Origin of the sequence: Burkholderia sp. BCC1977, from assembly GCF_905339595.1 — a bacterium.
GTDB lineage: Bacteria > Pseudomonadota > Gammaproteobacteria > Burkholderiales > Burkholderiaceae > Burkholderia.
The window spans coordinates 1-14,839 of sequence record NZ_CAJPGQ010000066.1 but is presented as its reverse complement, the minus strand read 5'-3'; the positions used below and the strand labels follow the sequence as shown (position 1 = coordinate 14,839).

Sequence of the window (14,839 nt, the reverse complement as noted above, 5' to 3'; positions counted from 1 at the left end):
ATTTCGCGCTTCGCTTGTTGCGTTGAGCGGTTGATTGCATCGTAGCGATCGCGATACCGGTCGGAAACAGGCGTTCCGGCGAATAATTATTGCAACTGGGTAAACGATTCGCGGGGGAGCGGGAATTTTGACTGATGATTGTTGGTATGCATGATGGCGGCCACGGGCCACGGGCCACGGGCCACGAGCCGCGGTTGGCGCACGATCGTCGCGGCACAGGGTGATTCGAGCATGGCATGTCGACGCAGAATCGATGGGGCGGCGCGTTCCAGGGCAGGGGCGTATGGCGACCGCACGCCGACCTTGACCGGTAGAAAGCTCAATTGAATCGGATAACGAAGTATTGATGGCGAACATGAAAATGCGCGAGCCCCATCGCTGTGCAATCGAGGCCGGCCTTGACCTTCACGCATCGACGGGAATGTCCGTGCCACCTCGTCGCGCGTATCGCATCACGCGTCGACAGCCGCCTGCCGTTTCCGGTATTCGGCAGGCGTGATCCCGACATGCCGCGCGAACGACCGTCTGAGCGTATCGACATTCGCGAAGCCGCATTTCGCGGCGACCTGCTTCGGCGTGTCATGTCCGCTTTCGAGCAACTGGCGGGCCGCCGAGATGCGGGTCGCTTCGACCCACGCGGCCGGCGTCATGCCGACCTCCGCGCGAAAGAGCCGAGCGAAGTGGCGCGGGCTCATGCCCGCGTGCTTCGCGAGTTCCGCCACCGAGTGTTCGAGTTCCGGACGGCTGGCGATCCAGCGCTGGACTTCCTGCAGCACCGAACGCCCGGCGGGGCGTGCCGCGCCGCTGCGGCTGAACTGGAGCTGCCCGCCCGGGCGCTTGAAGAACATGACGAGTTGCGCGGCGACGCGCCGCGCGATTTCCCGGCCGAGATCTTCCTCGACCAGCGCGAGCGCGAGATCGAGTCCGGCCGTGACGCCTGCGCCGGTGCGCAGCTTGCCGTCGCGTACGTATAGCGCATCCGCTTCGACCGTGAGCGATGGATATGCGTCGGCGAGCGCATCGGCCGCGGCCCAGTGCGTCGTCAGGCGTCGTCCTTTCAGCAGGCCGGTCGCCGCGAGGATGAATGCGCCGGTGCAGATCGAGCCATACCGTTTGCTTTGCACGGCGGCCGCCCGCAGCCATGCGAGAACGTCGGTGCGCAGCGCGATCCGGCCGGCACCGGGCGCGCCGGCGACCAGCAGTGTGTCGATGCGATCGGGAATGTCGGGAGCGATCCAGTCGGCCAGCAATTGCGCGCCCGATGACGTTCGGATCGGGCCGGACTCGCTCGCGATGATCCGTAGCGTATAGAACGGTTTGCCGCATTCGGCGTTTGCCTGTGCGAATACGTCGAGCGGCGCGGAGACGTCGAGCAGTTGTACGCCCGGTACCGCGAAAATACCCACGACCTTCGGCATGTTCGGTTGCGTGTTGTGTCGATGTGTCGAACGTGACGCGTAGCAGTATAGACGCGCGGTGCGATGCGACGGGCGGGGCATCGGCGCATTTCGCAGGTGCGATTCGATGGTTCCGGCAGTGATGGCCGTCGATCGCGCAAGATGGCAGGATTTGGCGTAACACGCAGATTGATGCCAAACAGCGCTCTCCGGAGAATGAATGCTGTTTTCCATGGAGGTCGATCATGACTGTGAACGTCGCCGGCATCACCCTTCCCGATAGCCAACTCGCTCGCGAGATCACCGAACTCGTACGGGATACCGAGTCCGAGCTGCTGTTTCATCACTCCAGCCGCGTCTACTACTTCGGTGCGCTCGCGGGCCAGCGCCGCGGGCTCGGCTACGATCCCGAACTGCTCTATTGCGGCTGCATGTTCCATGACATGGGGCTCACGCATCGGCACAGCAGCGCGTGCGAGCGATTCGAAGTGGACGGCGCCAACGCCGCCCGCGACTTCCTGAAGAGCAAGGGCATTTCGCAGCAGGACATCGACGTCGTGTGGACGGCGATCGCGCTGCACACCACGCCTGGTATTCCGCGGCACATGCATCCGGTCGTCGCGCTCGTCACCGCGGGTGTCGAGATGGACGTGCTGGGCCTCACGTATCCGGAGTACAGCGACGTCGAGCGTGAAGCCGTCGTTCGCGCGCATCCGCGCACGCCGCATTTCAAGGAAGACATCATCCAGGCGTTCTACGACGGCATCCGGCACAAGCCGGACACGACGTTCGGCAACGTGAAGGCCGATGTGCTGGCCGACAGGGATCCGCATTTCCATGCAGGCAATTTCTGCAGCGTGATCCGATCGTCGGCGTGGGCCGGCTGATCGGCGCCGGTGTCGGTGGCGGTGTCGGCAGGGCGGATGGAAGGACCCGGTGTGGCGCACGTCGCACGCGATGCCCGGATGGTGGCGGGCACCGATCTGTCGATGGTTATTCGTTAGAAAAGTTGTTACGTGACAACAGCATGACTTCGACGATCCACTTTCTATACTGAATTTCACCGTCCCCACCCCCAAGGCGAATTTCGGATTCGCACCACCTCGACCACGCGTGACGGGGCTGGGCGGCGAGCGGAAAGCCCGCTCCGCCGATACCGGCGACTTCGCATCATCGACCGGCTGACGACCAAATCCGCCAGTCTTCGGCAAAACGCCTATAATGATTGGGCAAATTGCCGGAGAAGAGTCATGAGCACGATCGCGTTTCACCCTTCGGGCGTCGCGCACCCGCGCCAGGCCGAGTTCACGATCCTCGAGCAACTGCTCGCGATTCGCGTGCGCTCGGGCGCCGATCTCGCCGAGCTGGCGAGCGCGCGCGTCGACGTCGCGGTGATCGACCGGCTGTCGGAGCGCGGCCTGAAGTCGGACGAACTCGCGTTCATCATCCCGCGGCGCACGCTGAGCCATCGCCGCCAGGCGCACGAGCGCCTGTCGCCGGAGGAGTCCGACAAGGCGATCCGGCTGGCGCGCATCGTCGCGCAGGCGACGGCCACGTTCGGCGACCAGGACAAGGCGATGGCGTGGTTGCGCAACGGGCTCCAGCGCTTCGGCGGCCGCACGTCGCTCGACATGTCGAGTACCGAGCATGGCGCGCGACTCGTCGAAGAAGCCCTCGCGCAGATCGACGAGGGGTACTTCGCTTGACGACGCTGTGGCGGATCAGCAATTACGCGGACCTGAAAGGCATCGGCGGATTGCGGGCCGGCGGGCGCTGGCATTTTGCCGGGCAGCCCGTCGTCTACCTCGCCGAGCATCCGGCGCTCGCGCTGCTCGAGACGCTCGTTCACTTCGAAATCGCCACCGTTGCGCAATTGCCGAGCGGCTACCAGCTGCTTCGGGTCGAGGTGCCTGAATCGGTGGACGTTGCCGAGATCGCCGATGGCGATGCGCCGGCCGACTGGCGAGAGAACGTCGACTGGACCCGCAGCGCCGGCACCGAGTGGCTGCACACGCAGCCGAGCGCCTTGCTGCGCGTACCGAGCGTCGTCGTGCCGCACGCGCACAACTTCCTGTTGAATCCGCTGCACCCTGCAGCATCCGACATCCGCATCGCGGAAGTCATGCCAGCACCGTACGACAGCCGGATTCTGCGGCTGATCCAGTCGAACAAGAGCGAATAGGGCTGGTTGCGCGCCGTCGCGTGCACGGCGCTGATCAGCATTCGCGCGCGGCGCGGTCGACGGCCGCATCGGGTGCCAGCGTCTGCCGGACGCGCGTGACCGTTCGTGAACTGGCGAGGCCGAGCATCGCGCCGACATCGGCATGCGGATGGCGGTCGAGCAACTGGCGGCGCGCATACGTGTTGCGCGGCACGCGCAGATTCAGGTCGGTTGCGTGAAAACCGATCGCGGTCAGCGCATCGCGCACGACGGCCCGTCACCCCGCTCCATTCCCTTCTTGCGCAAAAAAATCCGTTCGTGGGACTATCGATCGGGCTGCCTGCCGGCCGAGGGGCGCAGGCAGCATGACGAACATCGCAACGATCGACAAGAATCCCGAGAGACAATGAACCGAACCGCGATCTTCCCGTATGCGTCCGCATTGGTCGCAGCCGTCCTGATGACGGCGTGCGGCAGCGACGATATCGAAAACAACGCAGGCGCCACGTCGCCGCCCGCATCCGACGCGAGCTGCCTCGCGATCGACAACAGCGGCTCGACGGTGGTCGTGGGCTCGAACCAGCCGGGCGATCCGTCGCTGCCGGAAGCCTCGTCGGGCTATCGCACCGGCATGAAACCCGTTTATGCGAAGACGTACCTGGTGGCGACCTCGAACGCTTATGCGAGTGCGGCCGGCTGTGCGGTGCTGAAGCGGGGCGGCACGGCCGCCGATGCGGCAGTCGCCGTGCAGGCCGTGCTCGGCCTGACGGTGCCCGAGGCGACCGGCCTCGGCTCGGGCGGCGTGCTGCTCTACTACGATGCGCGCGGCAAGACGCTGCAGGCGTACGACGGGCGGGAAACGGCGCCGGCCGCGGCAACCGGGAACTACCTGCGCTACGTCGACGACCAGACCGACCAGTCGGCACCGCAACCGAACGCGCGCGCAAGCGGCCGTTCGATCGGTACGATCGGCGTGCCGAGGCTCATCGAGGCGTTGCAGCAGGATCACGGCAGGCTGCCGTGGCAGGGGCTGTTCGGCGACGCGATCACGCTCGCGACCAACGGCTTCCCGATCGGCGGCCGGCTGGCCGATGCGATCGCGTTGAACGCCGCGAACCTGAAGCGCGACGCCGAGGCCGCCGCGTATTTCCTGAATGCGGACGGCACGCCGAAAACGCTCGGCACCGTGCTGAAGAATCCGGCTTACGCGCAGACGCTGACGCTGATGGCGCAGTCTGGCGCGAGCACGCTGTACACGGGGCAGATCGCGCAGGACATCGTCGCGAAGATCGCGACGACGCAGGGCGCCGACGGCTCGACGATCACGCCGGGCAAGACGACCGTCGCCGATCTGGCCGCGTACCGGGCGAAGCGTCGCGAACCCGTGTGCACGACCTATCGCAGCTACTGGGTGTGCGGGATGCCGCCGCCGTCGTCGGGCGGTATCGCGGTCGCGTCGGCGCTCGGCATGCTCGAGAACTTCGATCTGAAGCCGCTGAAGCCGACGGCGATCGATCTCGAAGGCGGCAAGCCGACCGTCGCCGGCGTGCACCTGATCACCGAAGCCGAGCGTCTCGCGTATGCCGATCGAGACAAGTACGTGGCCGATACGGATTTCGTGCCGCTGCCGGGCGGCACGTGGGACACGCTGCTGAACAAGCCGTACCTGAAGTCGCGGGCCGCGTTGATCGACACGAGCCGCAGCATGGGCACCGCGCAGCCCGGCAATCTCGGCGCGGTGCCGCTCGGCGTCGACACGACGCTGATCGAGCACGGCACGAACCAGTTCACGATCGTCGACGGCGACGGCAACGTATTGAGCGCGACGACGACCGTCGAGTCGAGCATGGGCTCGTTCCACATGACCCACGGTTTCCTGCTGAACAACCAGCTGACCGATTTCTCGGCGAACCCGGTCGACAGCGCCGGCAATCCGGTGGCGAATCGCTTGCAGCCGGGCAAGCGGCCGCGCAGCTCGATGGCGCCGACGATCGTGTTCGGCAAGGCCGCGGACGGCTCGCGCGGCGATTTCGTGATGGCCACCGGTTCGCCGGGTGGCGGCACGATTCCGCAATACGTGGTGAAGACGCTCGTCGGCGCGCTCGACTGGGGGCTCGACGCGCAGCAGTCCGCGGGGCTTGTCGACTTCGGCGCGAGCAACAGCCCGACGACGAACATCGGCGGCGAGCATCCGAATATCGACGCGTCGAATAACGGCGTGAACGATCCGCTGATCGCGGGGCTCGTCGCGCTCGGGCACAAGGTATCGACGTCCGCGCAGGCGAGCGGCGTCAACACCGTGATGCGCGTGACGGTCGGCCAGTCGCCCGCGCTGCAGGGCGGTACCGATCCGCGTCGCGAAGGTATCGTGCTGGGTAACACGTTCAGGCCGTAAGCGGGCGGCACCGGGGGGCGTGCGGCTCCGGTCTGCCGGTCGCGGCGGGTAGGGCGCTGCACGTCGCCGATGCAGAACATGAAAGCGGCACATGGCAGCAGCGAGAGACGAACAGAACGGCCACGCATCGTGGCATGGGGCCGCCGTGACGAACGCGCATCTGCTTGAAATGGACGCAATCCTGTCAGGCCCGGGATTTTTCGATTTCCTCGGCGACGTCGATTGCGATCGCGCGCTGGCCTGCCGCGAGGCAGCGCCGTTCGACGTCGGCTGGATGACGGCATTCGACGAAATCGACGGCGATCCGGGGGCCGCGCTCGACAAGCCGGCCGTGGATGCGCTCAGGGAAAAGGCGTTCAGGCTCGCGTTCCGGGCATCGGGGAATGCCGACATGGCGGCGTGCGTGTCCGACGACATCGAACTGATCGCGAGAAGCCGGTTGTCGGGCCGCACCGACGGCTGGCCGACACACGTTCTTTGGGATGCCTACAGGAATGGTCGCTTTCCCTGCTAGCCGATGCGTCGGGCCGGACGTGCCGAGGCATGCCATCGGGCGACACCAATCATGTACCCGTCGCGATGATTGTCAAACAGTGTGAGTCAATCGTCAGCATTTGCAACTGAAGTAACAGTCCCCGCAATACGATGGTTTTGGACGTTGGCGCGGCTACATTAGCTCCACCTGCCGCACGTCGCGGTGAGGCATGCGACAAGCCGCACGAAGGCGGCCCGCAGCAACAACGTCTTTGGGGAGAATGACCATGAACAAGATTCGCACGATTCTGCTTGGCGCCGCGCTGACGGCAATCGCATTGGCTGCTTTCGCACAAACGGCCCAGACGGGCGCAGAAGGTTCCGCCGGCGTCGGCGCACAAGTCCAGACGCCGCTGCTCGGCGGCGGCGTGGGCGTGCAGGCGGGTGCCGGCGCGAATGCGGCGGGCTCGGGTTCGGGCGCAGGCAACCTCGTCGGCGGTGCGCTGAACGGCGTGGGCAAGACGGTCGGCGGCGTCGGCTCGGCAGCGGGCAACGCGGTTGGCGGTGCGACGCAGGCGGTCGGTTCGGCTGCAGGCTCGGCGAAGGATGCCGCGGCATCGGCCGTGCACACGACGAAGTCGCACGTGAAGCACGTTGCCTCCTCGGCAAAGAGCCATGCGCAAGGCGCGGTGTCGACGGCGGGCGAGGTTGCCGGCGGCGCGAAGGCGAAGGCCGGCGAAGCGCTCGAGGGCGCGACGAACTCGGTGCAGGGCGGCGCATCCGTCGGCGTGAAGGGTTCGGCGTCGGCACAAGGCGGCGCGCTGTAAGCGACACGCTTTCAGCGAAGGCCCGGCCCGCTTCGATGCGGGCCGGGTTTTTTTATTGGCGTGCGCCGCGCATCGTGGCCGCGTCAGTGTGCCGCGCACCCTCTGCCCATTGACTGCCCGCCATGCTTAAATAGCGGGGCTCCCGGTCGCCGGGTAGCCCTTGCGCGGCACCGGTCGATGCAGGCAAGCATGTCCGATCGGCATCGTGACGACAGACGACTCCAAAGCGCCGCCCCGGCCCGTCCGGCGTGGTCCGATAACATTCCGAGGCATCACGACCATGACCATCCTGTTGCGTCTTCTTGCGCTTGCCTGCGTGCCGTAGCTCGCGGCTTGCGCGTCACCGCCTCCCGACAGCCAAGTCGCGAATTCGAAGTACGGCGATACGCGAACGTCTGCGTGATCGGCGTCGCGCTGTTCGCGCGGAAGGCGAGCGCCGAGGAAGCGCTGCGTCGCAAGGCGGATCCGTTTCCGGGCAACGACAACGGTTTTGCGCCGCCGCCCGTGCCGCGCGGCGAGTGACGCGTGCGGGGTGGGCACGGCGGGTGCCGGGCCGGACGAATTCGCGGCGCCCGCTTTCAGGTACCATCCCGACCCGCTGGCGATGGACGGTACCATCGGTCCGGTCGAGCGCCACATCGCGACGGTGCCCCCGGTGGCCGCGTTGCGTCGTTCGACCGGGCACAATGCCGGTCGACATCGCCCCTTCGTCATGAAACAGAGGAATCTTCGTGAAGTTCATCCACGCGGCAGACATTCACCTTGACAGCCCGTTGCACGGCCTGAGCGCGTATCCCGACGCGCCGGCCGCGCAGTTGCGCAACGCGTCGCGCGAGGCGCTGCGGCAGCTGGTGGATCGTGCGATCGAAGAGGAGGTCGCGTTCCTCGTGATCGCCGGCGACCTGTACGACGGCGACTGGAAGGACCACAACACCGGCATTTTCTTCGGCCAGCAAATGGGCCGCCTGCGCAAGGCCGGCATTCGCGCATTCGTGCTCGGCGGCAATCACGATGCCGAAAGCGAGATGACGAAGAAGCTGACCTTGCCCGACAACGTCACCGTGTTCGGCCACCGCAAGCCGGAAACCCATCGGCTGCCGGAATTCGACGTCGCGCTGCACGGGCAGAGCTTCAAGGACAAGGCCGTCGTCGACAATCTCGCGATCGGCTATCCGGATCCCGTGCCGGGTTATTACAACATCGGCGTGCTGCACACCGCGCTCGAAGGCTATGCGGCGCATGCGAACTATGCGCCGTGCACGCTGACGGAACTGCATGCGAAAGGCTACGACTACTGGGCGCTCGGCCACGTGCACGAGTTCCAGCAATGGTCGGGGTCGTCGACCGTCGTGTTTCCCGGCAACCTGCAGGGGCGCCATATCCGCGAGACGGGCCGCCGCGGCGCGGTGCTCGTGACGATCGAGCAGGGGCGCACGCACGTCGAGCGCCTGTACCTCGATGTGCTGCGCTGGGAAGCCGTATCGGTCGATGCGTCCGACTGCCTCACGGTCGCCGATCTGTCGAGAAAGATCGGCCAGTCGCTGGAGGCGCTGTTGAGTATCGATGGCCACGTGCCGCGCGCGGTGCGCGTGACGGTCACGGGGCGCACGCCCGCACACGGTCTCTTCTTCGGCCGCGCGCCGCAATTGCGCGCGGAGGTGCTGAACCAGATCGGCATCATCGGCAACGAACGGCTGTGGCTGGAGAAGGTCCGGCTTGCGACGTCCGCGCCCGAGCAGCCGCAGGGCGAGAGCGAGCAACTCGAGGCGCTGGAGGACCTGAAGCAGATCCTGGCCGACGCCGCGCACGATCCGGATTTTCTCGCGCTGCTCGAACGCGACCTGAAGCCGTTCGTCGGCAAGGTGCGCAGCGACGTGAAGGAAGAGGTGCCGCTGCTGACGATGGCGCGCGCCGGCGAACTCACGGCGCTCGTCGAGCAGGTCGGTCCCGCGTTGCTCGCGCGGCTGGCGAGGGGGGAATAAGCGATGCGCATCAGCCAGCTCGATCTGATCAAATACGGCAAGTTCACCGACGAGACGCTGCGCTTTCCGTCGGCCGGCCAGGATTTCCACGTGATCGTGGGGCCGAACGAGGCCGGCAAGTCGACGATCCGGACGGCCGTGTCGGAACTGCTGTTCGGGATGAAGCTGCAGACGCCGCTCGACTTCCTGCACGCGACGCCCGAACTGCGGATCGGCGGCGTGCTGGAGGGGGGCGCCGGCGCGCTCGCCTTTCATCGCGCCCGCGGACGCAGTCCGCTGCGCACGCCCGCCGACGACAAGCTGCCGGACGACTATCTCAACGCCATCCTCGACGGCGCCACGCGCGAGTTCTTCGAGCAGATGTTCGGGCTCGACCATGGGCGGCTCGTCGACGGCGGCCGGAGCATACTCGACGCGTCCGACAAGCTCGGCCAGGTGCTGTTCGAATCGGCGGCGGGCGTCGGCACGCTCGGGCCCGTGCGCGAGGAACTCGACGCGCGCGCGGGCGAGCTGTGGGCGCCGCGACGCAGCGGCAGCGCATTCGCGCAGGCCGAGACGTCGTTCAACGAAGCGGTCGGCGAACTGAAGGCAGTGCAGGTGCGCACGCGCGACTGGGTCGATCGCAAGGAGGCGCGCGACGCGGTCGAGCAGGAGATCGAGCAGGCGCGCGCTGAGCAGCGCCGCCTTGAAGCGTTGCGTTCGAAGCTCGAGCGCGTGCGGCGGCTGGCGCCGTACCTGAAGGAATTGACGGTCAAGGAAGCGGTGCTGGCCGAACTGGGCGCCGTCGTCGAGCTGCCGCCGACCGCATATGCGGATCTGCTGAAGGCGCAAGGCGATCTCGCGGCCGAACAGAAGGTGCTCGAGGAGCGCCGTGCGGACCTGCTCGCGAAACGGCAGGCGCGTGATGCAATCGATCCGGATGCCGACGCGCTCGCGCTCGAAGGCGATATCGAAGCGCTCGACCGGTTGCGTGGCGCATGCATGAATCACGCCCAGGATCTGCTGTTGCTCGGCGCGGACGTCGAGCGGCATCTGTCCGCCGCGGGTTCCGCTGCCGCTCAGCTCGGCTGGCCGACCGACGAGACGTCGCTGCGCGCGGCACTGCCGAGCGCGCTGTCGCTGAAGACGGTCGAGAACCTGCTGCGTGACCACGGCGCGCTGCATCAGGCGCTGGCCGGCGCGCGCGAATCGCTCGACGAGCGCACGCAGGAACGCGCGCAGGCGCAGGAACAACTGGCGCGCCTGTCGACCGTCGATGTGCCCGAAGCGCTTCGTGCGGCGCTCGCCGATGCGCAGGGCTTTCGCAATAGCGGGCAGCGTGAACAGGCGCTCGAACGCGACATCGCTGCCGCCGGGCACACGCTGTCCGACGCGCTCGATGCGCTCGGCCAGTGGCGTAAGCCGGTCGACGCGCTGCGTGCGCTCGATGTGCCGTCGGCGGCGCGGCTCGGTGCGCTGCTCAACGAAGCAAGCGAGCGCGCGAGCGCGGCAGCTGCGGCACGCGATGCACGGGACGCCGCGCAGGAGGAACACGCGCGGCTCGAACTGCAGGAGAAGCATTTCGCGGAGACCCACAAGGTCGTTACGACTGCCGAGGTGCTGGCGGCGCGCGCACGCCGCGACGGCGCGTGGGGCGACATCCGCAGTGGCGCGGTCGAGCTCGCCACCGGCGCGCCGGCCGTCGACGATGCGATTCGTCTTGCCGACGAACTCGTCGATGCGCAGCTTGGCGCCACGCAAGCGGCGGCGACGCTGCAATCGCTGCGTCAGCAGGTCGAATCCGCGCACGCCGTCTTGATGCGTCGGCAGGCGGCCGTGGACGAGCGCGAACGCGAGCTGGCTGCGCATCGCGACGCGTGGTTCGAACTGGCGACGGCGGCCGGCGTACCCGGGATGCCGCTGGCGGCGATGGGCGACTGGCTCGCGAAGCGCGACACGGTGTTTGCCGCGCAGTTGGAGCTCGACCGCCAGCGCCGCGAATTCGCGACGATCCGCGATGCGCGGGCCGGCGCGGAAGCCGCGTTGCGTTCGGCGCTGCGCCTGGTATCGCGCGGTAGCGACGCCGACGGGCTGACGGCACTTATCGCGATCGCCGAGACGTTCGTGCAGTCGGCCGAGAAGACGCTCGCGCAGAAGGACAGCCTGGAGGATCGCGCGCGTGAAGCCGAACGCGGATGCGCGACGGCTCGTTCGCGCGCCGGCCAGGCCCAGGCCGCCTACGATGCGTGGCACGCGCAATGGCGCGACGCGCTTGCCGACGCGAAGCTGTCCGCGAATGCTGTGACGCTGGCTGCGGCAGAAGGGGCGCTCGCGCTCGCGAATGCGGTGACGGTCGCACTGGCCGACGCCGATGCGCCGCGCAACCGGATGAGGGCGATCCGTGCGGAGCTGGCCGCGCTCGAAGCCGGCGCACGGCGGCTGGCTGAAGCGCTCGAGCCCGAATGGCTGACGAGCGGCGACTGGCTGGAGGTTGCGCGCAGGTTGACGATGCGCGTTGCGGCCGCACGGGAAACCGCGCGTGCGATCGGCCGTGCCGACGATGCGGTGCGGCAGGCCGACGGCAAGGTCGCCGATGCGGCCGCCGCGGTGGCCGGCGCGGATGCACGCATTCAGCCGTTGCTGCAACTGGCCGGCGTCGCGTCGATCGACGCGGCGCTGCCGCTGGCCGAGCAATCGGATCGGCAGCGCCAACTGCGCCAGGCCGTCGATGCCGCGAAGGAGGCGCTGGTGCGCGACGGCGACGGGTTGTCCCAGCCGGCCGTCGAGGCCGAGGTCGCGGAACAGGACATCGCCGACGTGCCCGCGCATCTCGAGGCGGTGAAGCAGTCGCTCGGCGACGTCGGCAAGCGCCTGAACGCGCTCGCGCAGCAACAGGTCGTCGCCCAGCAGGCATTCGGCGCGATCGACGGCCAGGCGAACGCGGCCGTGGCCGAGGCGAAGCGACAGGAAGCGCTGGCAGCGATGGGCGATGCAGCGGAACAGTATCTGGAAGCGGCGACCGCGAGCCGCTTGCTGAAGTGGGCGACCGATCGCTATCGCGACCAGAAGCAGGGGCCGATGCTGCGCCGGGCAGGCGAGATTTTCGCGGGGCTCACGCTGGGCGAATTCGCGCGGCTGACCGTCGACACCGAACGGACACCGCCCGCGCTGTACGCGCGGCGCACGAAGGGCACGTCGGTCGAGGTCGCCGGCCTGAGCGAAGGGACGCGCGACCAGCTGTTCCTCGCGCTGCGGATCGCGGCGCTCGAACTGCAGCTCGCCAGCAGGACCGGGCTGCCGTTCGTTGCCGACGATCTGTTCATCAACTTCGACGATGCGCGTGCGAAGGCGGGGCTCGAGGCACTGCGCGATCTGTCGACACGGACCCAGGTGCTGTTCCTGACGCACCACGATCACCTGCTGCCGCTCGTGCGGGACGTGTTCGGCGCACAGGTCAACGTGGTCGCGCTGCAGCGCGAGGCGGCCGCCGCATGACGCCGGGCGGCCCGCTGTCCCGATACGTGGGAATGGTCATCGCGTACAGGTAGTATGTGCGGTTCCGAAACGCACGCGACCGGTTCTGCCGGTTGCGGGTCCGGCCACAAGAGGGATCAACATGAACAAGCTGGTAGCTGCCATTGCGTTCGCGGCGGACAAGCATCGTAATCAGCGGCGCAAGGACGACGACGCGTCGCCGTACATCAACCACCCGATCGCGCTGGCCGCCGTGCTGGCCAACGAAGCCGGCATCGAGGACGAGCGCGTGATCGTCGCGGCGGTGTTGCACGACACGATCGAGGACACGGAGACCACCGAGCAGGAGCTGCTGCGCCTGTTCGGCAAGGATGTCGCGGACATCGTGATGGAAGTCACCGACGACAAGTCGTTGCCGAAGGACGAGCGCAAGCGCCTGCAGGTCGAGCACGCGGCGACGATCAGCCGCCGCGCGAAGCTCGTGAAGCTCGCCGACAAGATCTGCAACCTGCGCGACATCGCGCGGCATCCGCCCGCGGACTGGCCGCTCGAGCGCAAGCAGGCGTACTTCGACTGGGCGAAGTCGGTCGTCGACCGGATGCGCGGCGTGCATCCGGGCCTGGAAGGGATCTTCGATGCCGCGTACGACGCGCGGCCGGCCGACTGACGCGCGGCCATGCAGGCAGCCCGATCCCGATCCGTCGCGCGGTCATTGCCTGCGGTGGCGGGCATCGACGTGGGCGGCGACAGGAAGCAGTGCGACCTCGTGATCCTGCGCGGCTCGACGATCGTCCGGCGCGAGGCGCGGATCGCGCCCGAAGCGCTGCCTTCGCTGTGTATCGAGCATGACGTGGTGGCGGTCGGCGTCGACGCGCCGAGCCTGTGGTGGACGGGAAATGGACGCCGGGCTGCCGAGCAGGCGCTCGCGCGTGAACGGATCTCGTGTTTCCCGACACCGTCGCGCGAGCAGGCCGTGGCCAGCACGTCGGGCTTCTTCGACTGGATGTTCATGGGGGAGCGCGTCTACCGCGCGCTGGCCGACGCCTATCCGCTGCTGACCGACGCACGCTATGCCGGCGGACGCGTGAGCTTCGAGACTTATCCGTACGCGATTACCTGCGCGATGCTCGGCAAGGCGATTGCGTCGGCGAAGCAGAAACGCAACCAGCGCCGGCAATTGCTCGCCCAACTCGGGATCGACGTGTCGACACTGCGATCGGTGGATGCGCGGGACGCCGCGCTGTGCGCATTGACCGCGCAATACGTGATCGACGGACATGCGCACGCGTATGGCGATGCGGAGGGCGGGTATATCCGTGTGCCGATCGTCGGCGAGACGATCGTTCTCGATACGCTCTAGTTACGGGCCGCGGCAGGCCGATACCCGTGGACCCGTGGCAGCAAGGTGAGCTTTTTCGGGAGACGTATCGGACTGTCGACGTCAAGGTGCCAAGTAGTGACGGCCGGCCGGCATGTGCGGCGCCGGTGGCGTGCGCGACATAGGCAGTCGATGCGTCGCACGCCTCCCGGCCGTGATGTTCAGTCTTCGAGAATCGACTTCGGCACGCTGGAGAGATCGCAGGCATCCGCCTGCTCGAAATAGCCCTGCGCATCGTCGATCATCACGACCGCGACGTCGATCAGTTCGTCGAGCCGCTGCAACAGCGATTCGCGCCACTCGATGTCTTCGTCGCGCTCGGGCGTCTTGTCGAGCTGCTCGATGATCGAGTCGGCCGTCTGCAGGAACGGGATCGCCTGCTGATAGTTTTCGATCGAGACCATCGCTGCGTTGCGCGCGCCGACGAGTCGTTCACGATGCTCGTCCGCCAGTTCGGACTCGCCGCAGATGCGCGGCAGGACATCCGAGATGCGTTGCAGGAGCGGCGGGACCTGTTCTTCGAGCATGACGGCGCGCTCGCGCAGCGCGGCATATTCATCGCGGAGGTCGGCGTCGCCGGATTGAGTGGTGCTGTCCATCGTCGGTATGAGTGCGTTGTTCTATCGCGGCATGATACTCGACGGCGTGCGCCCTCTTGTTTGATCGGCAGCCGGGTGACTGGCTCGACGCCAATACGGAGCGCGGTCGAACAGAGGGTGTTGCAGACCTCCTATATTGGATTGGAGGAAAGAAGGGCTCGCTTCGGATCCGT

Annotated in this window: 14 protein-coding genes and 1 pseudogene; 12 read left to right on the top strand and 3 right to left on the bottom strand. The window is 67.3% G+C overall.

Annotated features, from left to right (window positions below; all coding sequences use genetic code 11):
* Window positions 1-452: 452 nt before the first annotated feature.
* Window positions 453-1,418: a GlxA family transcriptional regulator gene (locus U5771_RS32840; protein ID WP_322027790.1), complete on the bottom strand. Its 966-nt coding sequence runs from the start codon at window positions 1,416-1,418 to the stop codon at window positions 453-455.
* A gap of 224 nt (window positions 1,419-1,642) precedes the next feature.
* On the opposite strand from U5771_RS32840, the gene U5771_RS32835 reads away from it, so the two are divergent.
* From U5771_RS32835 to U5771_RS32825, 3 genes are all read left to right on the top strand, one after another.
* Entirely contained in the window at window positions 1,643-2,284 is a 642-nt protein-coding gene (locus tag U5771_RS32835; protein ID WP_322027789.1) for an HD domain-containing protein, read from the top strand.
* Between the two features lie 363 nt (window positions 2,285-2,647).
* Window positions 2,648-3,103: an antitoxin Xre/MbcA/ParS toxin-binding domain-containing protein gene (locus tag U5771_RS32830; RefSeq protein WP_322027788.1), complete on the top strand. Its 456-nt coding sequence runs from the start codon at window positions 2,648-2,650 to the stop codon at window positions 3,101-3,103.
* Window positions 3,100-3,579, top strand: coding sequence for an RES family NAD+ phosphorylase (locus U5771_RS32825; RefSeq protein WP_322027787.1), 480 nt, complete (start codon window positions 3,100-3,102; stop codon window positions 3,577-3,579). The genes U5771_RS32830 and U5771_RS32825 overlap by 4 nt, the downstream gene beginning before the upstream one ends.
* 34 nt (window positions 3,580-3,613) lie before the next feature.
* Here U5771_RS32825 and U5771_RS32820 read toward each other — a convergent pair.
* A pseudogene (locus U5771_RS32820) lies at window positions 3,614-3,829 on the bottom strand (site-specific integrase); the annotation flags it as partial.
* 135 nt (window positions 3,830-3,964) lie between these two features.
* Between U5771_RS32820 and U5771_RS32815 the strand changes: the two are divergent.
* From U5771_RS32815 to U5771_RS32780, 8 genes are all read left to right on the top strand, one after another.
* The gene (locus tag U5771_RS32815) at window positions 3,965-5,953 is read left to right on the top strand and encodes a gamma-glutamyltransferase family protein (protein ID WP_322027786.1); all 1,989 of its coding nucleotides are present in this window, start codon (window positions 3,965-3,967) and stop codon (window positions 5,951-5,953) included.
* A gap of 91 nt (window positions 5,954-6,044) precedes the next feature.
* Entirely contained in the window at window positions 6,045-6,467 is a 423-nt protein-coding gene (locus U5771_RS32810) for a hypothetical protein (RefSeq protein ID WP_322027785.1), read from the top strand.
* A 247-nt stretch (window positions 6,468-6,714) separates the two neighbouring features.
* A complete protein-coding gene (locus U5771_RS32805; protein ID WP_322027784.1) occupies window positions 6,715-7,254 on the top strand; it encodes a hypothetical protein in 540 nt (179 codons plus the stop codon).
* 399 nt (window positions 7,255-7,653) lie between these two features.
* A complete protein-coding gene (locus U5771_RS32800) occupies window positions 7,654-7,776 on the top strand; it encodes a hypothetical protein (protein ID WP_322027783.1) in 123 nt (40 codons plus the stop codon).
* Between the two features lie 209 nt (window positions 7,777-7,985).
* The gene (locus tag U5771_RS32795; protein ID WP_322027782.1) at window positions 7,986-9,236 is read left to right on the top strand and encodes a DNA repair exonuclease; all 1,251 of its coding nucleotides are present in this window, start codon (window positions 7,986-7,988) and stop codon (window positions 9,234-9,236) included.
* Window positions 9,237-9,239: 3 nt separating this feature from the next.
* Window positions 9,240-12,710 (top strand): ATP-binding protein, encoded by a 3,471-nt coding sequence (locus tag U5771_RS32790; protein WP_322027781.1) that lies wholly within the window; start codon window positions 9,240-9,242, stop codon window positions 12,708-12,710.
* 121 nt (window positions 12,711-12,831) lie between these two features.
* Window positions 12,832-13,356, top strand: coding sequence for an HD domain-containing protein (locus U5771_RS32785; RefSeq protein ID WP_322027780.1), 525 nt, complete (start codon window positions 12,832-12,834; stop codon window positions 13,354-13,356).
* 9 nt (window positions 13,357-13,365) lie between these two features.
* A complete protein-coding gene (locus U5771_RS32780) occupies window positions 13,366-14,049 on the top strand; it encodes a DUF429 domain-containing protein (RefSeq protein ID WP_322027779.1) in 684 nt (227 codons plus the stop codon).
* 179 nt (window positions 14,050-14,228) lie between these two features.
* Here U5771_RS32780 and U5771_RS32775 read toward each other — a convergent pair whose 3' ends face one another.
* Window positions 14,229-14,612: a hypothetical protein gene (locus tag U5771_RS32775; protein ID WP_415859460.1), complete on the bottom strand. Its 384-nt coding sequence runs from the start codon at window positions 14,610-14,612 to the stop codon at window positions 14,229-14,231.
* Between U5771_RS32775 and U5771_RS32770 the strand changes: the two genes are divergently transcribed.
* Window positions 14,505-14,839, top strand: a 335-nt coding sequence (locus tag U5771_RS32770) for a hypothetical protein (RefSeq protein WP_322027800.1), incomplete at its 3' end; no start/stop codon positions are given. The two genes, U5771_RS32775 and U5771_RS32770, sit on opposite strands and share 108 nt — an antisense overlap.